Raw genomic sequence first — 26,383 nt, 5'->3', positions numbered from 1 at the left:
GCAATGAGCATCGACGACGAACTGCGCTGGGACGGTGAACTGACCGTCACCCGACATGATCGGGAGACCGACACGACCTTTGTGATCCGAATCGACTCCACCCGACTGGGACCGGCGTCGGGTGGCACGCGGGCCGCGCATTATCCCTCGATCGGTCACGCTCTGGCGGACGCCGGGAAGCTCGCCGGCGCAATGACATTGAAAATGGCGGTCTCCGACCTGCCGATGGGTGGCGGGAAGTCGGTGATAGCACTGCCCGCACCGCGCAATCGGATCGACTCGGCGACTTGGACTCGTATCCTCGACATTCACGCGGAGAACATCGACAAGCTCGAGGGAAACTACTGGACCGGTCCTGACGTCAACACCAACTCCTCGGACATGGATCAGCTCAGTCGAACCACCAAGTACGTCTTCGGGCGTTCGGTCGACAACGGTGGCGCCGGTTCCAGCGCGCACGCAACGGCTCTGGGCGTGTTCGAAGCGATGAAGGCCACGGCGCGTCGTCGTGGACTCGGAACACTCGACGGCCGAACGGTACTGGTGCAGGGACTCGGCGCCGTCGGCGGGGATGTTGTACGTCTCGCAGCCCAGGCAGGGGCACGCCTGCTGGTTGCAGATACGGACCCGCAGCGCCTCGAGGCTGCTTCTCTCGCGGGGCACACGGTCGTTCCTGTAGGCGAGGTACTCCGAACACCGTGTGATCTCTTCGCTCCCTGCGCGATGGGAGGCATCATCGATTCCGCTGCCGCTGCGTCGATTCCGACTCTGGCCGTGGCGGGCGCAGCAAACAACATCTTGACCGATGCTGCGGCGGGCGCGGTTCTGCGAAGCCGCGGGGTTCTCTGTGCCCCTGATTTCGTCGCGAACGCAGGCGGAGCCTTTCACCTCGTCGGGCGAGAAGTACTGGGGTGGAACGAAGACGACGTCGTCGAACGAACCCGAGGGATCGGTCGAACTCTGGACGAGGTGTATTCCTTGAGTGAGGAACGTGGCATCACTACCGAGGCGGCAGCGCTTCTGCTCGCCCGGGCGCGGTTATCCCCCGCATCCGCCACCGCCGCCGCCACATCCGCCGCCCCCGCTGCAGCTGCCGCCTCCCCCGTCTGAACTACCGCCGTCCGAACCCCCGCTACCTCCGCTGCCGTCGGCACCGATTCCGGTGGCGGAGGCCAAGGCGGGATTGATCATCAGCATTGCCGAACCGGCGAACAGGGCGGCGGACATCCCTGCCAAGCGCGGTCCGTAAGCGGAGAAGGCAGGCTTGTTGCGCGGGGACAGGTAGGCGTGTGCTGTGGTCAGTTCCGACCGTGCTGCATTACCCGAGGTGGTGCGATCGAAGTTGAGCCCGAGCAGCGGGATGCTGAACCCGGTGACGAGTACGGCGAGAATCAGAAACTCGACGGGCTTGTCGTTGTGCAGGCCGAAGGCAATGCGGACGATACCCACGGCCACCAGGATCTTCAGCGGAACTGTGGAGAGAAAGATCGAACGCCTGGTGCTGTCGGAGGTCAGGTACCCCCGGTCCGCCAAAGAGTTTCGTAGGCGAGCCGTTTCCACCGTCATACGCTCGGCGAGTTGCCGCCGACGATGGGGCAGGGCCTGCTGGGCCAGGCGCTGGTACACGGTGAGGGTGTACCAGTCCAGGGTCTCGTCGGCAGGGCCCAACGGGCGCAGGACAGCGCCGTCGGTGGTGATCAGATCAGCGCTACGCAGGATTGCCAATGATGCTGCGATGGCGCGTGACTCGCCGGTCAGCATGCCGACTTCGGGAGGGGTCAGTTGCTCGGCGGAATACCCGTGCTCGGTTGAGTACCTGTACCGGCGTGCTCGAATCATCAGACGCCACACCAGAGTGAGAACCATGAGCGTGACCGAAACGGCTGTGTAGCCGTACAGGAAATCCTCGCTGGGGATCCCCCACGTGTCGCCGGCACGAGTGCTCATCCCCCACACCCCCCGCCGCCGCAACTGCTACCACTGCCGCCACCGCCGTCCGAGCCGGATGATCCGGAAGAGGAGCCACAACTGTAGTAGCTCGAACTTCCGCCGCCCGGGCTGTACGCGGCGCCCGCAGCCACCGCTCCTGCCAGCGCCGGATCGATCAGAACCAGAGCGCCCGAACCGAAGAGCGCGGCCGAGAGCCCGGCGAGTGAGGGACCGTAGCTTGTATAGGCGGGCCGTAGTTTCGGTGAGAGGTACGAGTTTTCGTGCTTGAGACGTCGAAGCTCACTGTCGCCCAAAGCTGTCCGACGACGCTTGATGCGAAGAAGTGGAATCATCAGCGCGAGAACGATGATGGTCAGGAGAAGAAACCCGACCGGCTTCCCGCCGATGATCCCCGCGATAAGCCGGATCACGCCGAGAGCGATTACCGCCACGATCGGAACGGTCCGAAGAGCGGCAGCCGGGCCGTCCTGCGGGCGTTGCAAGTAGCCCTCGTCGATCAGCGTCGTACGTAGTTGTGCGAGTGCGACGTTCAGTCGTCCCATCAGACGCACCTGCCGCAGCGGGACCTTTCCGTTTCCGAGCCGCTTGTGCACCGTACGGGTGAACCAGTCGAGACGATTCTTGTCCTCCGCACTGAGCGCCTGCTTGGTCTTGCCTTCGGTGCTGATCAGCTCGGCGCTGCGCAGTATTGCCATCGACGCGAGCACCGCTTGGTAATCACTGGTCAAGGCACCGATCTCGGGCGGAGTGAGCGGCCGACGAACCGCGTCGACGATCGCGGGTGAGCGGCGCGCGGACATCCTGCTGTAGAGCGAGAGTCCGACCGCGACGGCTGCGGCCACCAGATACCACTGCAAGAAGGTCTGGCTGGGGATCCCCCATGTGTCAGCTGAGTAGTAGTTGTTCACAGCACTCACCCCCACAGCTGACGGTGCTCGCGTAGGTCGAGCAACGGGACGGTGAAGACCCGCTGCCATGTCGACCCTGGCAGGCAGTATGTGCAGCACACTCGAGTTCTGCCACGGCAGCGCGTACTGCAGGCTCGTCGCTGGTCGGTACACCCATCTCCGGTGGTGTGAGCGTGCGCAATTCCGGTGTGGGCTTGCGCAGGCCGACGCCGCGGATCACAAGCGCGATCACCACCGCTCCGGTGGCAGCGGCGACGTACCACCCGAGGAAAGCCTCGGTGGAAATTCCCCACGTATTCGTATGATCATGCATCGCACACCACCTCTCGATGAACTCCTGAGAACCAGTCCAGTCTCTTTGTCCGACAACTGATGTCAGTATCGGGCCCGTACCCGGAAAAGCGATATCCGGGTGGCCATCGTCATCATTCCGTTACCGGCGAACTGGGGATTTACCGGCCGGTAGGTCGAAGCACGATCTCCGTGGGGTGTGCGTCGGACGGTGTTTCGACGGCAGTGAGTACGGCACGCGCCACGGTGGAGGCCTTCAGGAAGCGCTCCGGGTCGTACTCGTCGCCCTCACCGGCGACGATGTCGCGCTGCATATCGGTGTCGATCCGGCCGGGATGAATGGAGGTGACCCGCAAGGACGGCTCTTCCAGGCGCAGTGCGTCTCCGAAAGCACGCAGCGCGAACTTGCTGGCCGCGTACGAGCCCCAGCCGGCGTTGGCGCGCAGTCCGGCACCGGAATTGATCAGTACGACGTGGCCACCGGCTGCCCTGAGGGCAGGAAGGAGGACACGAGTGAGTTCGGCGACGGCGATGACGTTTGCCTCGAGGGTGCGTCGCCACTGATCGACCGAGGATTCCTCGATGGTTCCGATGTCGGCCACGCCGGCGTTGTGTACCAGCACGTCGAGCGTCGTGATGGACGAGGCGGCGACCGCGACGGCGTCGTAGTCCGTGAGGTCGAGGGGTAGGGGCGTCGATCCGGGTAGTTCCGCGCAGATCGGCTCGAGGGCCTGCGCGGATCGTGCACCGAGCAGCAGGTCGTGTGTCGGTGCCAGCTCGCGTGCGATGGCAGCTCCGAGGCCGCGACTGGAACCGGTGATCAAGGCAGTAGGACGCATGGTTCGAGCCTATCGAGTGAAGAATGTTCGGCCTGACGAACTTGTGTATTTGTTTACCCACATATTAGAGTTCGATCATGACGACTCGCGACGCGAAGAATTTCCGCCGCCTGGGAATTGCTGCCCTCGCCGCCCTGCTTCTTTCCAGTTGTTCGGCAATGAATTCCGCTTCCGACGACGGCCGCCCGGTAGTGCTCACCACGTTCACCGTGCTCTCGGACATCGCCCAGAACGTCGCGGGCGATCATCTGCGCGTCGAGTCGATCACCAAGGCGGGAGCGGAGATTCACGGTTACGAGCCGACACCCGGCGACATTCGCCGGGCCAACGAAGCCGATCTGATCCTCGACAACGGCATGAACCTCGAAGCATGGTTCGCCAAGTTCGTCGACGGACTGGATGTGCCACACGTCGTGGTCAGCGATGGTGTCGAAGGCATTCCGATCGCCGGCGACGCCTATGCGGGCAAGCCGAATCCGCATGCGTGGATGTCTCCGTTGAATACGCAGATCTACGTCGACAACATGGTGACTGCTTTCAGTGACCTCGACCCGGACAACGCCTCGGCATTTGCGGAGAACGGCGCGAAGTACAAAGCGGAACTACAAGCAGTGCAGGACGGCCTGGTCAGTGGCCTGGCGGTATTGCCTGCAGGTCAGCGTGCACTCGTCAGTTGCGAGGGTGCGTTCTCCTATCTGGCCAGGGACGCAGGACTCGGCGAGGCGTACATCTGGCCGGTCAACGCCGAGCAGCAGGCGACGCCGCAGCAGATCATCGCGGCGATCGACTTCGTCCGGGCCAATTCCGTTCCCGCAGTCTTCTGCGAGTCGACGGTCTCGGATGCTCCCATGCAGCAGGTCGTCGGGGCGACCGGGGCGAAATTCGGTGGAACGTTGTACGTCGACTCGCTGTCCGAAGCCGACGGTCCCGTGCCCACCTACCTGGACATGATTCGCCACGACACCGACGTCATTCTCGGCGGCCTCACTGGCGGCAAATCATGAACGAAGCCATTCGCGTCGAAAACGTCAGCGTTCACTACGGCGAGGTCCATGCCCTGGACCATGTCGATCTGACATTGAATTCCGGAAGCGTCTGCGGACTGATCGGAATGAACGGTTCAGGCAAGTCGACCCTGTTCAAGGTGATCATGGGAATGATCAAGCCGGACAACGGCTCTGTGAGAATCGCGGGTCTCGACGCAGCCGCTGCGCGCAAGAGTGGCCGCGTCGGATACGTGCCGCAGAGTGAAGACGTCGACTGGACCTTCCCGATCAGCGTCCGTGACGTCGTGATGATGGGCAGGTACGGCCATCTCGGGTTCTTGCGGCGTCCGCGACGTGCAGATCGCGAGGCGGTGGCCGCGGCACTGGAGCGGGTGGAGCTCACGGAGTTCGCGGATCGCCAGATCGGACAGCTCTCGGGTGGTCAGAAGAAGCGCGCCTTCGTGGCACGCGGTATCGCGCAGGACGCGTCGATGCTGTTGCTGGACGAACCGTTCGCGGGCGTTGACAAGCGTTCCGAGGCAACGATTTCGACGCTGCTACGAGAGTTGGCCGCCGACGGCCGATCGATCTTGGTCTCGACCCACGATCTTCACGCGGTGCCGAAACTCTGCGACGAGGCGGTACTGCTCATGCGCAAGGTTCTGGTGCACTCCGACCCGAACACCGTGCTTCAACCGGAAAACCTCGCCCTGGCTTTCGGTCTCGACGTGATGGACAGGACCTGATCGATGAACATCGTAGAACTGCTCCTGGACCCTCTCCAGTACGGATTCATGTTGCGCGCGTTGGCCGTTGCCGTTGTGGCGGCGGTTGTCTGCGCGGTGCTCAGTTGTTGGTTGGTGCTCATCGGGTGGTCACTGATGGGCGATGCCGTCTCGCACGCCGTCCTGCCCGGTGTTGTCCTCGCCTACGTCGTCGGCGCTCCATTTGCCATAGGGGCCTTGATCTTCGGGTTGATCGCCGTCGCACTGATCGGGCTGATCCGTAACACCAGCCGCGTCAAGGAAGACGCCGCGATCGGTATCGTCTTCACGACTCTTTTCGCGTTCGGTTTGGTTCTCATCTCGGTGACCCCAAGTCAGACCGATCTCAACCACATCATTTTCGGCAACCTGCTGGGGGTGAGTTCGTCCGATCTTCTGCAGGTCGCGATACTCGGCGCGTTGGCGTTGAGCATTCTGTTGATCAAGCGTCGTGATCTGACGTTGTTCGCTTTCGACCCGGTCCATGCCAACGCGATCGGTCTCTCGCCCAAACGTCTCGGTGCCTTACTCCTCGGGGTTCTCGCACTCACCTCGGTAGTGGCCCTGCAAGCTGTCGGAGTTGTGCTGGTGGTGGCGATGCTGATCATCCCCGGGGCGACGGCCTACCTTCTCACCGACAAGTTCTCACGGATGCTGGTGACAGCTCCCGTCGTCTCCGCAATCTGCGCGATTACCGGTATCTACGTCAGCTACTACCTCGACACAGCTTCCGGGGGCATGGTCGTGATGACGCAGGGCATCGTGTTCGCCCTGGTGTACCTGTTCAGCCCGTCGCAGGGGGTCATTGCGAAGTGGACTTCGCAGCGGCGTAGGGCCCGAACGGAGTACAGCGCCGTGGCCTAGCGGACGGTCTTGATCGTTCGTCCAGTTAACAATCCGCTACCAAATCAGGTAGGTTCGTACGGGCATTCGTCACCACAACCATGCCGGCCGCAACGAAGCCGGCTGAAAGACAATCGGTGGTGACGCCTTGAACACCGATGGGCCCTTCGATGACGCAGTTCCGAGCACGACGCACGTGGCTGGTTCTCGGCGTCGTCGTCGCGGTCATCGCCCTCGCCGGATCCGGACTGCTCAGCCCACGAACTTCGGTTCTGGTGGACGATATCGCCCAGATCGTCGGCGGCGCCACCGCGACTGCGGTCTGTTGGTGGACGTCGCGGCGCCATCACGGAGTCGAGCGTCGCTGGCGAACTCTGATGGCTCTCGGTATGGCCGGCTGGACCCTCGGAATGTTCTTCTGGGCGTTTTACCGCTCGGTTCTCCACGTACCACTCCCGTCGCCGTCGATCGCGGACATCGGATTCTTCATGTTCCCGGTGTTTGCCGTGCCGGCGCTTCTGTCGCTGGTGCGCCAGTCGCCCCGGCGTGAGGCGATCGGTCCGATCCATCTGTGGCTGGTGCTGACGCTCGACGGTCTTGTCGTGGTCGGTGGGTTGTTCATCCTCACGTGGACGACTGCCCTCGGCGCCGTCGTTCATACCGGTCCTACGGGGTCTCTCGGGTTTCTCGTCGCGGTGATGTACCCGATCACCGACTTCGTTCTGATCGCGATGGTCTTGCTGATGGTCATCGGACCCAAGGCCGTTGCCGAGATTCGCGTACCGCTGACGTTCCTCGGGTGCGGGTTGGTGATGCTCTCCCTGTCGGACAGCGTTTACGCGTACTTGGTGGCGATCGGCGCCGAGAGTATGCCGACCATCGCCGACGCCGGGTTCATCGCCGGGCCGCCGTTGATCGCGCTGGCGGCACTGGCCGAACGAGCCGAGCCCCGACCGCGCACAGCCCTACAACCTTGGCGAAGCGATCGGACTCAATTGCTGCTGCCGTATCTCTTGATCGCGGTCATCGCGACGATCGTGACGGTGCAGGCACTCATCGTCGGCAACCTCGATGCCGTGGTCGTGATACTCGGCGTCGTCGTGCTGGTTCTCGCGCTGGTGCGCCAAATACTCACGCTCCTCGAGAACGACGCGCTCCTCCAACAGATCTCCGCTGCCCAGGACGAGCTCCGGTACCGAGCGCATCACGACCCGCTCACCGAGCTCGCCAACCGGGCCGCGTTCGACGAACACTTCGCGAGCGCCATCGAAAACTACCGCCTGACGAACTCCAATTGGGTGCTGATGCTCGTTGATCTGGACGATTTCAAGCAGGTCAACGATCGATACGGGCATCCGGCCGGCGATCGTTTACTGGTCGCTCTCACTGCGCGTTTGCGCGAAGCGGTTCCCGAAAGTGCGTTTGTCGCTCGATTCGGAGGCGACGAGTTCACTGTGCTCCTGCAGGGCCCGCTCGACGATGCCGTCGTCGTTGCTCGCAGGATCGTCGACGCCCTCAGCAGCGACGGGATTGCAGGCGAGAAATCGGTGTCGGTGGGTGCGAGCGTCGGTGTAGCGGTATTCGGGTCCGTGCAGTTCGAGTCGGCGCAGCTCGAGTCGGCGCAGTTCGGGTCCGCGCAGTTCGACTCTGCGGATGAGCCGCTCAGCGCGCACACTCTGCTTCGCCGAGCAGATGCGGCGATGTACGAGGCGAAGAGAAGTGGGAAGGGCGCTGTCGTCGTCTACCGAGATCGCCGCGAAGCCTAACGCCGCAGGAGAGCGAAGATCGTTGCCGGGGAACCAGATCCCGCCCTGTTGATGGCGCTACCGACGAGGATGCTCGCCCCGGTGGTCGGCAGGGCGGCAAGATTGTTCAGGTTCTCCAGGCTGATTCGACGCTTGTCGTACAGGCGCGTCGAGACGGGGTAGGTTTCGTCGCTTCCGAGGTCGGGACCGAAGGTGTCGGTTCCCAATGCGCCACGCGTGCCCAGGCGCCCGGTGTCTATCAGCCACTGCGCCGCGTCCACCGAGAAGCCGGGTTGGTGGGTGACACCCTCGGCGTCGGAGTTGGCATATTCTTCGCTACCCCAGCGCGATTCCCATCCGGTCCAGAGGACTACGGCCGCTCCATCGGGAATCTTGCCGTTACTCGTCTCCCACTCTTCAATGTCTGCGACGGTGAGGGCGTAGTCGGAATCGGCGGCAGCCTTGTCCCGGATGTCGATCTTCACTGCGGGTAGGAAGAGGTCGGCCGGATCGAGTTGGTCGGCGGTGAGTCCACCTTCCTGAAAGTGCGCGGGCGCGCCCCAATGCGTACCCGTGTGTTCACCCTCCTTGACGTACTGGAGGTAGTAGCCGTCGTCGGCAATGGTTGCCGCCGTGTCGAGAGTGAACTCGGGATCGCCGGGAAAAATCGGCGTCGACGCTGGGTCGTTCACGTGTGAGAGCGAAACAACCGACAAGAGGTCGTTCAACGGGGTTGTTGCGTCTTGACTGCTTCCGGAACTGCTACCCATGTCGATCACCTGAGGTCCCGCTACCAGCGCCAGGCCTGTGGCTGCGCGCTGAAGTAACTGCCGTCGTTTCATCGATCCCCCGCCAAATTGTCCGAATTGAGAGTGTTGCAATCACTTTCGCTCCTTGAACACTAGGACAGAACCTTAGGCTGCTGCGGACCATGACGACCACTCCACATCGCGAACAGCTATCACCTGTCCGTGCGGTCGGTGATCCTCGTACTGCGGATACTTCGCGGCCAAAGCATCGATTGCACTCTCGGACTCCTTGGTGCCGGGGTCGAGGACCTCTGCGCGGCCGTCGACGCGGACCCACCAGAGGGCGGACCAGTCGTCGTCGTAATGATCGACCAGCAGGCTCGCACGCCCCGTATCGGTGATGTTCCGGAGCCGGCGAAGAGCGGTCGTGGTTTTCGGCTTGTGGTCGACGCAGGAATAGACGGTATCGCCGAGTAGGGCGAATACGAGCGGCACAATGTGCGGAACGCCGGCTGCGTCAGCCGTCGCCAGGTGAGCCACCCGCGCGGCTTCGAATCGTGCTCTCGGATCGTCCATAACCACAGCGTAAGTGGATCAAGGGTTGCCGCAAGCCGCCGCTGACGGAACAGTGGTCTCATGGAACCGGATGAAGCGCTTCGGGAGATCGCCTACTGGCTCGAACGATCACGCGCCGAAACGCACCGCGTCAAGGCCTATCGGCGAGCTGCGGAGGTCTTTGCGGGATTGTCGGACGAGCAGAAGGAGTCTCGCCGGAAATCCGACAGTTGGAAGGCTCTCACCGGCATCGGGCCCAAAACTGCAATGATCATCGCCCAGTCGTACGACGGCGTCCCCGAGTATCTCGAGGAACTGCGGGGGCAGGCTGAGCCCATCGGCGACAGCCCATTGCGACAAGCCCTGCGCGGCGACCTCCACACACACTCCGACTGGTCCGACGGTGGCAGCCCCATCGAAGAGATGATGCGACGCGCAGCAGCACTGGGCCATGACTACTGCGCTCTGACTGACCATTCGCCTCGGCTGACTGTCGCCAACGGGCTGTCCGCGGAGCGCCTACGTTCTCAACTCGACGTCATTGCAGGGTTGAACGCCGAGCTGGCCCCCTTCCGCATCCTCACTGGAATCGAAGTGGACATTCTCGAAGACGGTTCACTCGACCAAGATCCCGATCTACTCGACGAACTCGACATCGTGGTGGCGAGCGTGCACTCGAAGCTGCGGTCCGAACGTGAGGCGATGACCCGCAGAATGCTTGCTGCAGTGCGAAACCCGCGTGTCGACATTCTCGGACACTGCACCGGGCGTCTTGTCGAGGGTGCTCGCGGAACCAGGCCCGAGTCGCAGTTCGACGCGGAGAAAGTGTTCGAGGCCTGCCGCGAATCAGGCACCGCCGTCGAGATCAACTCCAGACCGGAGCGTCGTGACCCGCCTTCGCGTTTGATCGAGTTGGCCCGCGATCTCGATTGTCTCTTCTCCATCGATACCGACGCCCATGCCCCCGGTCAGCTGGCCTGGCAGGGCTACGGCTGTGACCGGGCCGAAAAGTGCGGTGTCGAAGCGGATCGGGTGATCAATACCTGGACCGCCGAGGATCTTTTGGAGTGGGCGGGCAATTGAGAGCATGCCGGAATGGGTCACCGAGGCGTGTGCTCGGTGACCTCCGGGTTCAGATCCGGGTGGTGGAGCGGCGGGGTTTTTGGTCGGGGTCGATGCCTGGCGGTGGGATGAACCAGGGCAGGTGATCGGTGCCTATCCGGATTTCCCATTGCCCGGTGAATCCGGGTTTTCGGTGCATCAGGGTGTGGTGGGTTCGGCAGAGCAGGATTAGGTTGTCCATGACGGTTGGTCCTCCTTTGGCCCAGTGTTTGATGTGGTGGGCGTCGGTCCAGGCGGGGACGCAGTCGCAGCCGGGGAAGGCGCATCCTTTGTCGCGGGCGATCAGGGCGGTTCGTTGTGCCGCGGTGACAAGCCTTTTGAGTGGGGTGACGTCGAGTGGCGAATTGGTCTTCGATCTCAGGGAACGAGCGGAGGGCTTTTCCCAGGGCCGCGATTCTTCTGCCGGCCGGGATTTGCAGCATGGTGTGGTTCGCGAGCCACTGTCCGGTGCCGCGGTAGCAGAGTACTTGTTCGTCCGGGTTCAACGTCAGGGTGTCGACGGCGGCTACTCGAATAGCTTCCAGGCGAAGGATTTCCGCTGATGCGGTGATGGCGATCTCGCGGACGTCGGTGGGGTGCAACCGCCACAGTCGGGCGCGCACACCCACAGCGGAGCTGTTGACCACGTCGGTGACAGCGTCGTCGGTGATGTCGATCGTCATGAGAACCCCCCGTTCCATCTCCCATCATACTCGAACAAACTTTCGAGTCAAGAATTTTTTCGAGAAGGCGAGCCGGGTCTGGTCTTCGTGATTGTGTTGTTCGAGAGCAGCTTCCGTCACTTCTCGGTTCGTTGGAGGAAGGGGTGAGGCCACGCGCCGAGTGCGATAACGGCGAGGATCGTCTGGGCCAATCCAGTGCTGAAGAAGATGCCTTGCAGCGGCGACCAGACGAGGAGCATGACGATCTCGACGAAGATCCAGATCATCATCGTGAGGCCGGCGGCGGCGTGCAGGCCCCATGCCAGGCGGAACCTGTTGTGCTGAGCGAAGAGTGCGGCGGCTTGGATGCCCCCGACGACGACGCCGAGAATGATGCCGGGCCAGAAGTAGGAAGGGAAGACGCTTCCTTCGATCCACTCCGGAGGTAGACCCATTCCGCCGCCGATCGTCAGGCCGGCCATCCCGATAAGTGAGGAGAGCAGGTTGAGCCACGCAATGGCGGACAGACCGATCCGGAGACCCCGCGGAGGGAGCGATGTGGACGTCATGCCTGACAACGATAGAGGGTCAGTCCAGCCCGTCCATGTTCCTGCGCGTTGCCGCGCTGGCAGCGTCGGCATCACCCGCGACGATGGCTTCCACCAGATCTCGGTGGGCAGCGGCTTCGTCGTCGATGGATTCGGGGTTTCGTGCCGTGACGTCGGTGATCACGTCCAGGGCCGAGTTGCGGAGCGTTTCGATGAATGAATCGAACACCATCGACAACACGCTGTTGTGCGCAGCATTCACCACGGCGCGATGTAGTTTTATGTCGGCGTCGACAAATTCTGTTGGTGTCGAAGCATTTTCACGGGCTTCGAGTGCTGCCTGTAACAGGTCGACGTCGGCAGAGGTTCGACGCATGGCAGCCAGGCGGCCCGCTTCCACCTCCAGAAGTCTACGTACTTCGTAGACTTCGCGGCGGTCCGAGCGTTTGAGTTCTCGCTCGAGTTCTGTGACCGGAGTCGAGGACATGACGTAGGTACCGGATCCCTGATGAGAGTAGAGCTGGCCCGACGCAATCAGTGCACGAACAGCCTCCCGGCCGGTCGAACGCCCGACTCCGAGGAGTGTGCTCAGATCCTGCTCGTTCGGGATTTTCGTCCCGACCGGCCATTCGCCGTCGCCGATGAGGCGTGCAAGTTCATCCGCAGCCTTCTGTACCAGTGACTGCTGCTTGACCTGGCGCACTGCCATGTGTCTGCTCCTGACTGACTCGGTGAACCGCCGTCGGGCGGCCCACCGAGTGATACTTCATGTCCTCCGATGAATCTTCAGACTACGGGGCCGTCTGCCGGTTATCGAAGAGCGATGATGTCCAGTTCTCGCTCCGTCTCGTCCTCCGGGTCGAGTCGTCGATCGCGCAGTGTGAAGGCGATGACGGCGCCGACGAACAGTACGGCAGTTGTCGTCCCGATCGTCATGCGCGGCCCGAAGTGATCTGCCAGGTAACCGAACAGCGGAGATGCGATGCCTCCCACGGACATTGCGAGTCCGAGTGTCACTCCACTTGCCGTGCCGGGGCGGTTCGGCAGGTAGTCCTGCGCCAACGTCACCTGCGGCGCGAAGGGCAGGAACATCGCGAATCCGAGACAGACGATTCCAAGTTCGGCAACTGCCACGTTCGGAGCCGCGGCGAGCAATGCCAATGAAGGTACCGCAAGCAGATAGCCGAGTCGGATGGATGCGCGTCGACCGCGACGGTCCGCGAGGGCTCCGCCCACCAGCGTGCCGGCCGCTCCTGCCAAGGTGAAGGAGGACAACACGATTGCAGCACTCGAGGACGATCCGTTCAGCCCGTTGAGTACGTACGGTGAGACCAAGGACAGCGTGGTCACATACGGAATTGACCAACACACCGTCACGAGCACGAGTCGAGTGAACGACCGCCAATCGTCCGATACGGGTCCGTTCGCTGCTAGCTGCGAACTCAACGACTGGGCGGATTCGGCGTCCACGCCTGTGCCGGCCGACCGCGATTGGGTGACGATCCACCAAATAGCCGCTACCACTGCAGGAACTGCGAGCAGGTAGCCGCCGGACAGTCCGAGCGAACCGACCACGAGCGTGACAAACGGTGGCGCCAGTGAGGCGCCCAACGTGCCACCTACGGAGAACACGCTCATGGCTTTCTGCGAGTGACCTCCAGCTGCGCGTGCCAAATTTGTGGCGGGCGGATGGTATGCGGCAATGCCGATGCCGGCCACAGCAATTGCCAGCCAAGTGACGATGTAGGTGGTGCTCATTGCGGCCACAACGATGCCCGCCGCGGCCGTCACAAAACCCGTGGGTACCAGCCAATTCCGGCTCTTCCGATCGACCAGCATGCCGAATGCAGGTTGCACGACACTGGATAAACCCGTTGCGGCGAGCGTGATTCCGGCAACCGCAGAGTAGGAATATCCGCGTTCCAGCATCATGAACGGCAACAGTGCAGGCACAGCCCCCTGGTACAGATCGTTCACGACGTGTGTGCCGGTGAGAAATGCAACTTGCCCCTTCTTCATCTCTTTGCGCATCCCTTCGTTCAAGTCCTCAAGTCCTCAGGTCCTCTGAGGACTTGAAAGCTATCACGAACCTGCGGACGCACGGTTGTGTTGGAGACCTGGCTCTCATTCGAGACGCCTGACTAACTCGCAGCAGTCGCGGCATTGCGGGCGGCGAGTTGTGCGAAAGCGTGGTTCAGCTCTGCCGGGCCGACGACATCGATGTCGGTGTCGAATCGGTTGAAGGAGGCTGCCAGCGCCGTCCAAGACCACGATCCGGCTTCGAGGCTGCACTGCTCGGGGCCAAGATCCTCGACGATGCCGTCTCCGGCAAAGGGAAGAACATAACTGGCTGGTCGATGGAGAACGACCTTGCCGTGGCACGGCCATTTGTTGATATGTTCCGATCCCTTGAAGCGCGCGGCCACGTATTCGCTCACGTCACCGCTCGGGATCGCCTTCGGTGTGAACCGTGGACCGTTAGGGGTGCGTGGGGTGATGCGATCGGCGCGGAAGATTCGCCAGTCGTCGCGCTCGAGATCCCACGCGACGAGGTACCAGCGACGCTTGGAGGTCACCAGATGATGCGGCTCCACTCGGCGTGGGGGTGTTATTTCGCTGTTGCCGTTCGAGTAGTCGAAGCGGAGCACCTCGCGAGCGCGCACCGCTGCGGAAATCGCTACGAGCACCTCAGGGGACACCGAGTCTGCATCGCTGGAATCGGTCGAAATCGTGGTGAACGTGAGTGCGTCGAGGCGATGGCGCAGACGCGACGGCATCACTTGCCGCACGGTGGTCAACGCTCGCACCGCGTCCTCTTCGATACCGACGCCGGTCAGCGTCGCCGCCTGCAGGGCAACCGCCAAGGCGATGACCTGATCGTCGTCGAACAGCAGGGGCGGCAGCTCGCTACCGGCGTCGAGTCGGTATCCGCCGTCCGGGCCCATGGTCGCCGCAATGCTGTAACCCATCTCCCGGAGCCGGTCGATGTCGCGGCGGACCGTGCGGTGGCTGATGTCGAGCCGCTCGGCGAGTAGGGCGCCCGGCCAGTCGCGCCTCGTCTGCAAGAGGGACAGCAGATTCAAGAGTCGAGTGGTGGTCGCCATGCCGTGAGACTACGACGAGTCTAGGACGAAAACAGTCCTATATGGCTGTGAGAGTTGAGGCTGCCAGGGAAAACCCGGGCGAAGTTCGTACCAGGAGCTGACATGAGCATCAGAACAACGACCCACCTCAACTTCCGCGGAGACGCCCGCGCGGCGCTGGAGTTCTACCAGTCCGTCTTCGGTGGACAGGTCACGATCGCAACCTACGGCGACTTCGGGATGCCCAAGGAGGTGCCCGGCGCTGAGAAAGTCGTGTTCGGCCAGGTGGAGACAACGGACGGCTTTCGCGTAATGGCGTACGACATCCCAGGACAATCGGGAGGCTCGCCCGGCAACGCCGGCACGACGCACCGCGAGAACGGCACCACGATCACCGACCAACCGTTCTTCGTCTCGGTTCGCGGTGAAACTCTCGAAGAGGTGCAGAGTTACTGGGCCAAACTCTCTGCTGGCGCATCGATCATCGAGGGTCTTGCCGCCGCGGCGTGGAGCCCCGGTTTCGGCATGCTCACCGATGCCTTCGGGGTGACGTGGATCCTCGACGTTGCTTCCGGCGAAAACCCGGCCTGATCATTCCCACGACGAAGCCGCCGGCACCTAAAGGTGTCCGGCGGCTCCAGCGCGTCGGTGCCCGTCTTGCGCCTCTCGGCAAGTGGCCGCTCGAAGCGGCATTTCTGGGGTGGTACCCGGGGCAAAGAACCGAACACCGACACCCTCTACAACGAACCTCTACGCAGAGTTATTCCACTCTGACTTGGGCCGCCCTCAGTCGTGGTCCTGCTCGTCGCTCAGCTCCGGCAGAGTTGGGCGACAACGGCTTCGATTGGCCGACGTGAGCGTCGGGATCAGCCGGTGACACCGGTCAATTCGTTCGGGGCGTGGTCGAGGGTGGTCTCGGTCAGGACGCTGCCGTCCTCGAGGTCGACTGCGATCAGCTTCTTCGACGCGGGGTCGGTGACGTAGGCGGTGTGATCTTCTACGAAGAGTGCGGGCCTGGGCTCTTGCCACTTGGTGGGTTCGGTCCATGCGTCGATGACGGAAATCTTCTTGGTGACGACGCCGGTGTTGGGGTCGATGACGTGGATGGCGCCGTCGGTGCCGAGCACCAGGGCCTCACCATGTGGTCCGCGCCCGAGAGAGCGGAAGGTGTAGCTGGTGCCGAGGTCGACGAGCTTGAGTTCCGACGTCGACGTGTTGGTCAGGGAGACCCGTTGCGGGCGTTCGAGTTCGGCATCCGGGTCGGTTTTGTAGTCGCCCAGAACGATGTCCGACTCCTCGGAGCCGGCTTGGTTGCCGATGCGGCCGTAGGCATCGGGGCTCTGGACTTTGGTGATTGCTCCGTTCTTGTACACGAGCAGGCCGTCCTGGCAGCCCAGCACGATGGCTTCACCTGCGGCCACTGCTTCGCCGTGGACGCCCGGGCACTGTTCGTTGCGCAGGATTTCCTTGCGGTCGGCATCGAGGACGACAATGCCGTTGCGGGACTCCGAATTTCCGATTGTCGTCAACAGGCTTCCGTCGGCAAGTGCGACGGCAACGCCGTGATGGGGTTCCGGGGTGGTGTACGTCTCGACGCGGGGTTGGCGCTTTGCGAGTTGCGCCGGATCGAATATCTCGACGAGTCCCGAGCCGTCGTTGAAGAGGGCTGTCTTTCCGGCATGGCGTACAACGTGTCCGGGTTCGTTGGCTGCGAACTCGACCTCGGACATCGCGGGATCGGCTGTGTAGTAATGAGAATGGTCGCCGTGGGCCGAGGACCACGTGCCGGTGTCGAGTACTTTGAACGCTTCGCCGGCAGAGATCATGACGTGGCGACCGTCGCCGGCCGGGTTGAGTCGGGTGAAGCCGTCGATCTCGGTCTCGCCGACCACGTCGAGGGAAGTAGCATCCAGCACCAGGACGCCACCGTCGTACGACACCGCGAGACGCGGTGTTGCCAAGGCCTGTTCGGTGGGTGCGGCCGACGTCGTGGTCGTGGTTTCGGACTGGGCTGAGTCCTTGTTGTCGGATGAGCAACCCGTAACGAGGGCGATTGAGAGGCCTACTGATGTGGCAAGGGTGAGGCGCCGCGACATGCGGGTGTTGAGGTGCATGGGTATAGATCTACTGCTTAATGTAAATGATTGTCAAAGTCGAGTATGCGAATGTTCGCATGTCAGGACGGCCGCCAAGAGGGCGAGAAAGCGCTGGCGATCGCCTGGTGTGTGTTCGCTGAATATTCGGTGCAGGTGTGTTCGATTTGGGTATGGCGCTGGTTCAACTAGGTATTAGTGCACGGATGTCGGCAGGGACATGCTGTAGATCACATCGGTCGATCGAAAGCTGGGGAGCAATGACGCAGTTCATGTTGATTCATGGCGCAGGACACGGAGCCTGGTGCTGGGACCATGTGGTCGAGGCGCTGGAGAGACGCGGGCACACGGCTCTGGCCACCGATCAACCAGGCTTGGGTCGAGACATGACGAAAGATGGAGAAATAACTTGGGAATCAACGCTTTCCAAGCTATCGGCCGATCTGCTTCAACTGCCTGGAGAAGTGATACTTGTCGGCCACTCGATGGGCGGAACACTGACGGCACAACTGACTGAAATGCACCCGAAGAAAGTTGCTGCGGCCGTCTATCTGGCCGCGACGCTACCCGGAGACGGGGAATCCTGCCTGAGTAGTTCGCGAGAGGACAGGAGCACTGCGAGATTGTTCTTCGCGTGCGATGAACTCGGGATCGACCCTGAGGTTGCCTTGACGTTGTATCCGATGCTCTTGTTCGGGGACTGCACAGATGAGGTGGCGCGTGAATCGATGTCGAAACTTCGCCCGCAACCGATGAGTGTTTTCGGTGGTTCGGTATCGCTGACGCCGGAGCGGGAAGGGACTGTGCCTCGCTACTACATTGAAACCCTTCGCGATCTCGTGATCACTCCTGCACATCAACGAGAGATGGTCTCTCGGCACTCTTGCGAGAGGGTCTTTACGTTGACGACGGGACATTCCCCCATGCTCGCCGCGCCCGAGGATGTTGCCGATATCCTCGACGAAATCGCCCACGGGTTGCCGAATTCAACTCGTACCTGAGATCGCGACTCGGTCGGGGTAGTCACCACGCTCGAGCATCCGCGAGGCGATGACCCCGAACACGAGTCCCCAGAAAGCGGCTCCGATATGGAGTAGTTCGACGTCGGAGATCGTCACGAGGAACGCGATCAAAGCGCCGAAGGTGAATTTCCCGCCGAATGCGGCGACGAAGGCGCCCTGCAAGGCCTTGAGCATGGCCAGGCCACCCAGCGTGACGATGAATGCGATCGGAGTTCCCAACATCATCGCGACGAACGTCGGGGCGAACAGGCCGAAGGCGACGGCGAGTAGGCCGCAGAAGATTCCGGCGGTGTATTGGCGTGCCCGCTCTCCTGACGCCGTGAGCAATGCGTTCGTCGGCCCGGTCAGACACGTCGATATACACCCCACCGCCGCGTTCACCAGGGAGAACACTCCGCAGGCAATAGTCGCGGTGCCGATCGGCGGCTGATGACCGGCGGCTCGCAGGACTGCGATTCCCTGGCCGTTCTGCACCACGACGACTGTGATCGCCAGCGGTACAACCAGTTCGATCATCGCCTGCCAGGACCAGGTCGGCGTGGTCGGCATCGGGTGCGCCATCCACTCGTGAGCGTTGCCGGCGGAGGTGAATCTTCCAGTCACGAGTATCACGACCACACCGACGATCAACGCGCCGAGTACGGGTGGAACGAATCTTCCCAACTTGGTGAACACGCTCAGAGCGACAAAGGTGGCGATCATCGGCAGTGCGATCAACGCGTCGTGGGCGGGTGCCTCGACCAAATCGGTTCCGAAATGAAGGAAAACGCCTGCCACCATTGCCATTACGATGGGCATGGGTAAGGCGGCCATAATCGGTGTGACCCACCCGGTCAATCCCAACAACAAGATCAGGACACCCGTCGCGAAGAAGGCGCCGAGCACTTGCTCCCACGGCAGATGCTCCAATGACGCTCCGACGACAACGGTTCCAGGGATCGTCCAGAAGAAGGCCAGTGGCTGTCGGTACAGCCAGGAAGCCGTGACGGTCAAAATGCCGTTGACGAAGAAGGCGCCGAAAAGCCAAGAGGCCAATTGAGCTTGACTGAGACCACCCGTCAATCCCGCGGCGAGAATGACCGCTACCGGCCCGGTGGCCGAGAAGACGATGCCGATGACTCCGTTGGCAATGGACGTTGCACCGAAGTCGCGCAAGACCCGCTTCGGGCCGTAGAGCGGTTGGGGGAGTGGCTCGGTAACGACGCGAACGGGCGCGGTCGTCGAAGTATCCGGCATGTTCTCAGTTCTCCTGGCGCGGATCCGAAAGCCCCCGATCGCGGAACAATGCCGCGAGTTCGCTCCGTGATCGCAGTCCGAGCTTGGCGTACGCGCGCGTGAGATGATACTGAATAGTCTTGACGGAGAGGAATAATTCCCCGGCAGCTTCCTTGTTGGACTTGCCCGCTGCGACAAGGTCGGCGACGGCTCGCTCCTGCGGGGTCAGGTCGGTGATTCCCTTCTCCGTTCGCGAGAGGTTCAATCCGCCTGCCCGGAGTTCGCGCTCGCAGCGCTCGACGTAAGTGGCGGCGCCCAACGAGTGATAAAGCTCGCGGGCGGCCCGGAGAACGACATCGGCCTCGGCGCGTTTGCCGGCCCGGCGGAGAGTCTGGCCGTAGGCAAAATTGATTCGGGCTCGGTCGTAGGGCAGGGGCAGCGTCTCGATGCTGAACAGGGCAGCGTCGAAAACCTCTCTCGCCGAGTCGAGTTCACCCCGTGCTCCGTGGATCCGGCCGCGAACGTAGCCGAGACGTGCCGCGGCGGAGCGGTGCTCGCGACCTCGCGCTGTCTGCTCGTGTGTTTGTAGGAAGGTGTCGGCATCATCGACTCGCCCGACCATGACCAATGCATTGGCGTAGAGATCGACCCACGGCCAGAAGCCCGGCTCGTCGAGCCATTGTTGTGCTTTGCTCGAGGTGAGCGGAGTGAGTGCCACCAGGACTTCGGCGTAGTCGGCGGCTGCCTCGGCAACCTGTGCTCTGGCGAGAAGCGCAGGAACGTACATGATCTCGTAGGCGTGAATGCCTGCGTATGCGCGTCGCACATGGTCACGGGCCAGTTCCCAGTTGCCGCGCAGAGCGTGAATCTGCGCTCCCGACCAGTGGACCAACGGTCGGATGATTTCTATCTCGAACCGATCCACCTCGGCCGCGGCGCCCTCGACCGTCGAGAGCGCTTCGTCCCAGGCGCCGAGCGCGAATTGAGTGCGGGCGAGCCAGGCTTGTGCCCACAGTGAGATTCGCGCCGAACCACTGGAAAACTCCGTTGACACCGCGCTTTCGAGGTCGCGTCTGGCGGACTCCGGGTGATCCAACGCAAGCTCGAGCCATCCGCGTCCCATCTGGAAGCGTTGTGCTTGGGCTCCAGGACGAACGCGATCGGACAGTTCGTCGTATGCCGCGAGTGCGTCGACGGTCCTTCCGGTGGCGCCGAGTCCGAGACCCTTGATCGCCTCGGACTCCACTGCTGCGGGATCCGAAGGGCCCACCAATTCGACTGCGCGGTCCACCCACTCGACGAGAGCTGTGCCATCGAGTCGAGCCAGAGAATGCAAGACCATTCGTTGAGCGATCATCGCAGCGGTGCCTGGTTCACGATCGGCACTGCAGTTGTCCCACGCTCTGGTCAGCAGATCTGCAGCCTCGGTCGGACGCCCTCGATGAATGGCGAGGTAGCCGAGGACGGCGTCGCGCAGAGGCCCGCGCGAAATGCTTTCTATCTCCGGCGCGAAGACCATTGCCCGGGGGATGTCGCCCGATCCGGTAAGTGCGTCGACTCCGCGGAGCAGTCGGTCTTCGTGTTCGGCTCGGGCCGTGGTGAGACGGCTGGCCGTGACCATGGCGTCGGCGACCTCCGACCACGCGCCCTCGGATGCTCGTAGTGCCGCGTACGCAACCAGTTCGGCGGCGAGGCCCTCGTCGTGGGTGGTACTGGCAGCAGCAAGGTGGAAAAGTCGTTCGCCTTCTCCCCACGCGATGTCGGCTGCGCGGATGTGCAGTCGATGCAAGTGCGCTGGTCCCAAGGCCGCGAGTACTGCCGCCGTGACCATCGGGCCGCTCAGTGACACCTCGGTGCTGCCCCGTTGCTCGTGGACGGTGAGGAGACCGGTGGCGAAGGCGCTGTCCAAGGCACCGACCACGTCGTCGATTTCGGCCAACTGGGCAAGATGTGACAACGTCGTGCTGCGTCCGAGAACTGCTGCTGCTTCGATCAACGTTCGTGCTCCAGTTGGACATGCCGAGAGAGCGGCGGCGATCGACACTGATCGATGGCGAGGGACCGGCAAGGTTCGGTGCCATCGGGTCCAATAGGTCGGTGGCAGCTCGTCGAGAAGCGAGACGACGTCGAGTGTGTTGCCGGCGGTGAAACCCTGAAGTTGAAGCGCGACGCCGGAACTGAGGTCGATTCCGTTTCGCATCCGTGCGATGTCGATGATGACGGAAGCGTCGAGCGGGCTGATGTGCAATCGCGCCGACCGGTGCAGGTCGAGAATCTTCCTGACCTCCTCGCCCAGGAACGGCGTTTCCTCGGTGACGAGGACGAACAACAGTGGGGCCGTTCGGCCTCGATGAAGGGCTGAGGTGATTGCCTGAAGCGAGCTGACGTCACTGTGATGGGCGTCGTCGACGACGACGATGGTCAGTTGTGCCGCCGCGTCGATGATCTCGTGCGCTACGGCTACCGGGTCCGAATTCGAAACCGGACGTTCGAGTAGTTGTCCGATCACCCCGAAGTCGGTGTTCGACTCCCACTCCAGCCCACGGGCGCGGCGGAGCGTGTGGGCGGAAGAGATTTCGGCGAACCGGTCGACGAGAGTGGACTTACCACTGCCGGCATCGCCCTCGACCAGCACGAGAGTCGGTACTCCTGCCTCCGCCGCGGCCAAGCCTCGGCCGAGAACGGCAAGCTCGCGTTCTCGGCCGAGCAGCAGGTCACGAAGTGTCACCCGACTACCGTAACGCCGGGCTCACCACGGGTTTCCTTTTCGGCACGGTCGTCATCGGTTCGAAGTGCAGCGGCGCCAGGGTCGGGAGCCTGCTTCGGCACGAAGAAGGTGACGATGGCGCCCAGCACCGCGATGCCGGCGAAGACGTAGAACGCCGATTCCGAGCTGATCCCCGCGCTGATCAGACTTCCTCCGATCAGTGGCCCGAATATTCCGCCCAGACGTCCGAAGCCGGCGCACCACGCGACACCTGCGGCCCGAGCGGCCGTCGAGTAGTAGTTGGACACGAATCCGTAGATCAGGACCTGAGTACCGATGGTGCCGACACCGGCGATGGCAACAGAGGCAAGGAGCACGGGAAGTGGGAATCCGAAAGTGAACAGGAGCAGGGCAAGTGCAGCCAGGCCGAAGGTGGTGGCGACAACGCGCTGCGGACCGGTGACGTCCGCGATCTTGGAGGCGAGAAGTCCGCCGATGATGGCGCCGCCGTTGAGTACCAGCAGGAACGAGAGGGAACCCTTCGCGTTGTAACCTGCATTTTCCATGATCTTGGGCAGCCAGGTGTTGAGTCCGTAGGTCAGCAGGAGGCCGGCGAAGCTCATGAGGCCGAGAAGCGCGGTGCCCCAGACATATTGTCTGCTCGCCAACGCTCGGAACCCGACCTTCTCGGCTACGGCGTCGTTGGGTCGATCTGCACTGACAGGCAACGGAATTCCTGTTCGCGAGGAAATGGCGCGAGCTTCCTCGACACGTCCGCGAGCAAGAAGCCAAGCGGGAGACTCGGGCAGTTTGAACCAGGCAAGGGGAAACAGGAAGATCAATGGCAGAGCGCCGATGAGGAACAGTCCGCGCCATCCGATGGAATCGCGGAGAACGATCGCCAGGACGGAAGCCATGACGCCACCGGCCGGGACACCGCTGTAGACGATGGCGTTGAACAGATTGCGGCGTCCCGGCGGTGCGAACTCGGCAATCATGGCTCCGGCGGTGGCGACAAGTCCACCCACCCCGATGCCGGTGAAGAACCGCAGCAGACCGAAGGTGGTGATGCTGGTGGCGAACGCTGCCAGTGCCATTCCGACAGAGAACCAGATGATGTTGATCAGCATCATCTTTCGGCGACCGAAGTGATCACCGATCGCTCCACACGTCAGCGCGCCCACCATCACTCCGACGAGGGCGTACGAACCCAATGCGCCCGCCTGAGATGCGGTCAAGGTGCCGATATGGCCGGGGTCGTCCATGAGGACCGGCAGGATCGTGCCGTACACGACCAGGTCGTATCCGTCGAACAGAATGGCAATGGCGGCGATGGTGACCACCCACAACACTGACGAGCGATGGCGGGCACTGGCCCAGGAACCACGATCGATCGAGGACATGGCGAATCTCCGTTCGAGAGATCAGGAATCGGGGGAGGCTGGATTCAGCCGAGGTCGCCACCGGCAACGGGAAGGACCGTTCCGGTGACATACGAAGCCTCTTCGGAGGCAAGGAAAGTGATGGCGGCAGCCTGTTCGTCCAGGGTGCCGTAACGCTTGAGCAGCGACGAGTCGACGGTCTGGTCGACGATCTGCTGGTACCAGGCTTTCTCCTCGTCGGTCTCGGCGCCCGGTCCGCGTGCCACGACGCGTGGTGGCGCCTCGGTTCCGCCGGGAGCGGTTGCTACAACCCGTATTCCGTGTTGCGCGACCTCCATTGCCAAGGCCGCGGTGATCGCGCTGACTCCGCCCTTGGCCGCCGCGTAAGGAACACGGTTGACGCCGCGGGTGGCGACCGAGGAGACGTTGACGATGGTGCCGCTCGCCTGCTCGATCAGATGGGGCAGTACCGCTCGACACGTCCACAGAGTGGGGAACAGCGATCGTGTGACCTCTGATTGAATCTGCTCCGGCGTGTAGTGCTCGTAGGGTTTGGCCCAGATGGTCCCGCCGACATTGTTGACCAGGACGTCGATGCGCCCGAAGTGCTCCAACGCGGAATCTATTGCGTGTTGGGCTCCTTCGAACGTCTCGAGGTCCGCCGTCACCGAATGGGATCGTTTCAACGGTATCGCTATGTCGTGGACCAGTTCTGCCCGGTCCACCAGTGCGACGGAACCTCCTTCGGCGGAAATTCTTTCGGCTACGCTGCGCCCGATCCCCTGAGCCGCTCCGGTGACGACCACCACGCGGTCGTCGAACCGTCCGGCGAAGAATCGGGTGCTCACGACGCCACACGTTCCCGAGCGTCGGTGATGGCTCGGCGCATCGTCGACTTTGCGTGTTCGCTGTGCTGGACGATCAGCTCGCGTGCCGCAACGCGATCATTCTGCTCGAATGCGCGCACGATCCTCGAGTGATCCTCCGCGACATGCTCGTCCACCCAATCGGCGGTGCGGAGCACACGGTTCATCAACTGCGTGACCTCGAGGCGGTGGTATGCCTGCAGCAGTACTTCGTTGCCGGTGCAGCGGAAGAGAAAGTCGTGGAACAGAGCATTGGTTTCGGTGAATGCCGGTGCGTCCGTGAAACGATCACGGTCGATCGAAGCAGCCGAGTTCTCCGCCAGAATGCGGTACTCCGTCAACTGTGCCGAAGTGAGGCGACCGATCGTGAGTTCCATTGCTCCGAGTTCAAGTGCCATCCGGGCGTCGAACTGGGCATCCGACTCCGCGACCGGCAGGTGTTCTTCACCGATCTCGTACGTGCCGGCTGCAGATTCTTCGGTCGAGGTTGCCGGTGAATCAGCCGGTGCTGCCGCGTTGTTGAACTTCTCGAAGTAGAAGTTCGTGGGTGTGATCGAGACTTCCTTGAAGTGCCGGCGTACTGCTTCGACCATGGGCGGCGGGCCGCACAGGTAGACGTCGACGTTGCCGTCGTCGAGGTGAGAGGCCTCGATCAAGCCGGTGACATAGCCTTTGTTGGGTGCTGTGCTGTCGGGATCGGATACGCAGTAGTCGAAGGTGAATTGGGGTAGGGACTGCGCGTGGTCATGCAGTTTGTCGAGCTCGACGAGATCGGTGTCGGAGCTGACGCCGTAGACCAGATGAACGGGCCGAGTCGAGCTTTCGGTACGCATCTTCTCCAGTATGGAGAGCAGCGGGGCCAAGCCGGTTCCGCCGGCAAGCAGTAGGGCTCGCCGTTGACCTGCCCGCAGGAAGAAGCTACCCATCGGTCCGGTCAGTTCGAGAGTGTCACCTACCTGCGCCCGCTGACTGAGATAGTCGGACATCAGCCCACCGGGGGTGATCTTGACCAGGAACGACGCCGACTCGACCTCGGGACCGGTGCTGAACGAGTACGACCGCGTCGCTTCGGTTCCGGGAACGAGGATGTTCACGTACTGGCCGGGGAGGAAGACCAGATCTGCGCGGTTGTCGACCGAGACGGTGAAACCCACCGTCGAATCCGAATGACGGACGATCTCGGTGATCGTGGACGTGTACGAACCGGCAGCGGTCTTGGCAACCGCAGACGTGGTGGGAATCTGCAGCACGAGATCCGATTCCGGCACCATCTGGCACGGCAGACAGAATCCCTGCTCGGCCTCGTCCTCGGTGAGTGCTTCGTCGATGTAGTCGCCGGCGTCGAAAGTTCCTGACTCGCACAGCGATTTGCAGGTACCGCAGGCTCCGTCGCGGCAGTCGAGCGGAATGTTGATTCGTGCACGGTACGACGCGTCCGCGACGGTCTCGTCGGTGTTGCATTCGACGAAGCGGGTGATGCCGTCTTCGAAACTCAGGGCTACCTGAAATGTCGGCGCAGCTTGAATAGTCATGGGAAACAGCTCGATTCGAAGGGAAGTCGTGTCAGAAGTGGTAGATGTCGACCACGTGATGGATGTAGTCGTTCTTGAGGACTACCTTCTTCTTCATGATCAACGGCTGCTCGCCCGAGAAATCGATCGTGTAATGCGAGGTGCCGAAGTAGGTGTCGACGGTGTTGTAACGGAAGTACAGCGTGAACCAGTTGAAGCGGACGTCGACCACGGAGCCGCGCTCTTCGACCACTTCCACGTTGGTGATGTTGTGGCCGGTGCGGGGCTCGGGAAGACTTGTCGCGCTGGAACGGTCCGTTCTGATGCGGAACACGCGGTCTTCGATACCGCCACGATTAGGGTAGTAGATGAGGGAGATCTCCGCGTGCGGGTCCGTGGTCAGTTCGCCGTCGTCAGCCCACGCGGGCATCCAGTACTCGGAATCGGGGTGGTAGCACTCGATCCACTTCTCGAACTCACGATCGTCCAGATAGCGAGCCTCACGGTAGAGAAACTGCTGCACTGTTTCGAGGGCAACGGCATTGGTGATGGTGACAGTCATG

At 62.4% G+C, this 26,383-nt stretch carries 25 protein-coding genes and 1 pseudogene; 8 read left to right on the top strand and 18 right to left on the bottom strand.

Features of this window, described 5'->3' with window-relative positions; translation table 11 throughout:
- Positions 1-3: 3 nt before the first annotated feature.
- Complete coding sequence (locus I7X09_RS12750; protein ID WP_166810434.1) at positions 4-1,110, top strand: Glu/Leu/Phe/Val dehydrogenase family protein; 1,107 nt, start codon at positions 4-6, stop codon at positions 1,108-1,110.
- Here I7X09_RS12750 and I7X09_RS12745 read toward each other — a convergent pair.
- The 4 genes from I7X09_RS12745 to I7X09_RS12730 all read right to left on the bottom strand — a co-directional run bounded on the left by I7X09_RS12745 (position 1,039) and on the right by I7X09_RS12730 (position 3,988).
- Complete coding sequence (locus I7X09_RS12745) at positions 1,039-1,947, bottom strand: TIGR04222 domain-containing membrane protein (RefSeq protein ID WP_200317120.1); 909 nt, start codon at positions 1,945-1,947, stop codon at positions 1,039-1,041. The genes I7X09_RS12750 and I7X09_RS12745 overlap by 72 nt on opposite strands.
- A complete protein-coding gene (locus I7X09_RS12740; protein WP_200317118.1) occupies positions 1,944-2,867 on the bottom strand; it encodes a TIGR04222 domain-containing membrane protein in 924 nt (307 codons plus the stop codon). Before I7X09_RS12740 ends, I7X09_RS12745 begins: the two co-directional genes overlap by 4 nt.
- Positions 2,836-3,171: a hypothetical protein gene (locus I7X09_RS12735; RefSeq protein WP_200317117.1), complete on the bottom strand. Its 336-nt coding sequence runs from the start codon at positions 3,169-3,171 to the stop codon at positions 2,836-2,838. The genes I7X09_RS12740 and I7X09_RS12735 overlap by 32 nt, the downstream gene beginning before the upstream one ends.
- Positions 3,172-3,310: 139 nt before the next feature.
- The gene (locus tag I7X09_RS12730) at positions 3,311-3,988 is read right to left on the bottom strand and encodes an SDR family oxidoreductase (RefSeq protein WP_070796666.1); all 678 of its coding nucleotides are present in this window, start codon (positions 3,986-3,988) and stop codon (positions 3,311-3,313) included.
- Between the two features lie 77 nt (positions 3,989-4,065).
- Between I7X09_RS12730 and I7X09_RS12725 the strand changes: the two genes are divergently transcribed.
- From I7X09_RS12725 to I7X09_RS12710, 4 genes are all read left to right on the top strand, one after another.
- Positions 4,066-4,992 carry a metal ABC transporter substrate-binding protein gene (locus tag I7X09_RS12725; RefSeq protein ID WP_200317116.1) on the top strand — a complete coding sequence of 309 codons (927 nt, stop codon included), beginning with the start codon at positions 4,066-4,068 and terminating at the stop codon, positions 4,990-4,992.
- The gene (locus I7X09_RS12720; RefSeq protein WP_200317115.1) at positions 4,989-5,720 is read left to right on the top strand and encodes a metal ABC transporter ATP-binding protein; all 732 of its coding nucleotides are present in this window, start codon (positions 4,989-4,991) and stop codon (positions 5,718-5,720) included. Before I7X09_RS12725 ends, I7X09_RS12720 begins: the two co-directional genes overlap by 4 nt.
- Before the next feature lie 3 nt (positions 5,721-5,723).
- Positions 5,724-6,602 (top strand): metal ABC transporter permease, encoded by an 879-nt coding sequence (locus I7X09_RS12715; protein WP_200317114.1) that lies wholly within the window; start codon positions 5,724-5,726, stop codon positions 6,600-6,602.
- 149 nt (positions 6,603-6,751) lie between these two features.
- Entirely contained in the window at positions 6,752-8,347 is a 1,596-nt protein-coding gene (locus I7X09_RS12710) for a GGDEF domain-containing protein (protein ID WP_200317113.1), read from the top strand.
- Here the strand turns inward: I7X09_RS12710 and I7X09_RS12705 are convergent.
- Together I7X09_RS12705 and I7X09_RS12700 are read right to left on the bottom strand one after the other, a co-directional pair.
- Positions 8,344-9,096 (bottom strand): cyclase family protein, encoded by a 753-nt coding sequence (locus I7X09_RS12705; protein WP_200317815.1) that lies wholly within the window; start codon positions 9,094-9,096, stop codon positions 8,344-8,346. The genes I7X09_RS12710 and I7X09_RS12705 overlap by 4 nt on opposite strands.
- A 144-nt stretch (positions 9,097-9,240) precedes the next feature.
- A complete protein-coding gene (locus tag I7X09_RS12700; protein WP_200317111.1) occupies positions 9,241-9,651 on the bottom strand; it encodes a TIGR03668 family PPOX class F420-dependent oxidoreductase in 411 nt (136 codons plus the stop codon).
- A gap of 60 nt (positions 9,652-9,711) precedes the next feature.
- Here I7X09_RS12700 and I7X09_RS12695 point away from each other — a divergent pair, with 60 nt between their 5' ends.
- Positions 9,712-10,713 carry a PHP domain-containing protein gene (locus I7X09_RS12695; protein WP_054831839.1) on the top strand — a complete coding sequence of 334 codons (1,002 nt, stop codon included), beginning with the start codon at positions 9,712-9,714 and terminating at the stop codon, positions 10,711-10,713.
- A gap of 49 nt (positions 10,714-10,762) precedes the next feature.
- Here the strand turns inward: I7X09_RS12695 and I7X09_RS29745 are convergent.
- From I7X09_RS29745 to I7X09_RS12670, 5 genes and pseudogenes are all read right to left on the bottom strand, one after another.
- Positions 10,763-11,095 (bottom strand): annotated as a pseudogene (locus tag I7X09_RS29745) (HNH endonuclease signature motif containing protein); the annotation flags it as partial.
- Between the two features lie 435 nt (positions 11,096-11,530).
- Positions 11,531-11,962, bottom strand: a complete 432-nt coding sequence (locus tag I7X09_RS12685) for a hypothetical protein (RefSeq protein WP_234036903.1) — start codon at positions 11,960-11,962, stop codon at positions 11,531-11,533.
- Between the two features lie 19 nt (positions 11,963-11,981).
- On the bottom strand, positions 11,982-12,650 hold the full coding sequence (locus tag I7X09_RS12680) for a FadR/GntR family transcriptional regulator (protein WP_095971964.1): 669 nt from the start codon (positions 12,648-12,650) through the stop codon (positions 11,982-11,984).
- Between the two features lie 101 nt (positions 12,651-12,751).
- On the bottom strand, positions 12,752-13,960 hold the full coding sequence (locus I7X09_RS12675; protein WP_234036902.1) for an MFS transporter: 1,209 nt from the start codon (positions 13,958-13,960) through the stop codon (positions 12,752-12,754).
- Between the two features lie 122 nt (positions 13,961-14,082).
- Complete coding sequence (locus I7X09_RS12670; protein WP_200317109.1) at positions 14,083-15,045, bottom strand: helix-turn-helix transcriptional regulator; 963 nt, start codon at positions 15,043-15,045, stop codon at positions 14,083-14,085.
- 102 nt (positions 15,046-15,147) lie between these two features.
- Between I7X09_RS12670 and I7X09_RS12665 the strand changes: the two genes are divergently transcribed.
- The gene (locus tag I7X09_RS12665) at positions 15,148-15,615 is read left to right on the top strand and encodes a VOC family protein (RefSeq protein ID WP_200317107.1); all 468 of its coding nucleotides are present in this window, start codon (positions 15,148-15,150) and stop codon (positions 15,613-15,615) included.
- 275 nt (positions 15,616-15,890) lie between these two features.
- Here I7X09_RS12665 and aztD read toward each other — a convergent pair whose 3' ends face one another.
- Entirely contained in the window at positions 15,891-17,138 is a 1,248-nt protein-coding gene (gene aztD, locus I7X09_RS12660; RefSeq protein WP_200317105.1) for a zinc metallochaperone AztD, read from the bottom strand.
- Between the two features lie 137 nt (positions 17,139-17,275).
- Here aztD and I7X09_RS12655 point away from each other — a divergent pair, with 137 nt between their 5' ends.
- The gene (locus I7X09_RS12655; RefSeq protein WP_200317103.1) at positions 17,276-18,118 is read left to right on the top strand and encodes an alpha/beta fold hydrolase; all 843 of its coding nucleotides are present in this window, start codon (positions 17,276-17,278) and stop codon (positions 18,116-18,118) included.
- On the opposite strand, the gene I7X09_RS12650 is transcribed toward I7X09_RS12655, so the two are convergent.
- From I7X09_RS12650 to benB, 6 genes are read right to left on the bottom strand one after another with little or no spacing between them, the layout of a single operon-like run.
- Positions 18,104-19,375, bottom strand: coding sequence for a benzoate/H(+) symporter BenE family transporter (locus I7X09_RS12650; RefSeq protein WP_200317101.1), 1,272 nt, complete (start codon positions 19,373-19,375; stop codon positions 18,104-18,106). The genes I7X09_RS12655 and I7X09_RS12650 overlap by 15 nt on opposite strands.
- Positions 19,376-19,379: 4 nt before the next feature.
- Positions 19,380-22,082, bottom strand: coding sequence for a helix-turn-helix transcriptional regulator (locus tag I7X09_RS12645; RefSeq protein WP_200317099.1), 2,703 nt, complete (start codon positions 22,080-22,082; stop codon positions 19,380-19,382).
- A complete protein-coding gene (locus I7X09_RS12640) occupies positions 22,079-23,464 on the bottom strand; it encodes an MFS transporter (protein WP_200317097.1) in 1,386 nt (461 codons plus the stop codon). The genes I7X09_RS12645 and I7X09_RS12640 overlap by 4 nt, the downstream gene beginning before the upstream one ends.
- 44 nt (positions 23,465-23,508) lie before the next feature.
- Positions 23,509-24,291 (bottom strand): 1,6-dihydroxycyclohexa-2,4-diene-1-carboxylate dehydrogenase, encoded by a 783-nt coding sequence (locus I7X09_RS12635; protein ID WP_200317096.1) that lies wholly within the window; start codon positions 24,289-24,291, stop codon positions 23,509-23,511.
- A complete protein-coding gene (gene benC / locus I7X09_RS12630; protein WP_200317095.1) occupies positions 24,288-25,841 on the bottom strand; it encodes a benzoate 1,2-dioxygenase electron transfer component BenC in 1,554 nt (517 codons plus the stop codon). The genes I7X09_RS12635 and benC overlap by 4 nt, the downstream gene beginning before the upstream one ends.
- 31 nt (positions 25,842-25,872) lie before the next feature.
- Positions 25,873-26,382: a benzoate 1,2-dioxygenase small subunit gene (gene benB, locus I7X09_RS12625; protein WP_095971974.1), complete on the bottom strand. Its 510-nt coding sequence runs from the start codon at positions 26,380-26,382 to the stop codon at positions 25,873-25,875.
- Position 26,383 lies beyond the last annotated feature (1 nt).

This window comes from Rhodococcus sp. P-2 (assembly GCF_016598535.1).
Lineage (GTDB): Bacteria > Actinomycetota > Actinomycetes > Mycobacteriales > Mycobacteriaceae > Rhodococcus_F > Rhodococcus_F baikonurensis.
The sequence above is the reverse complement of the archived record's forward strand: the minus strand, read 5'-3'. Positions and strand labels throughout refer to the sequence as shown.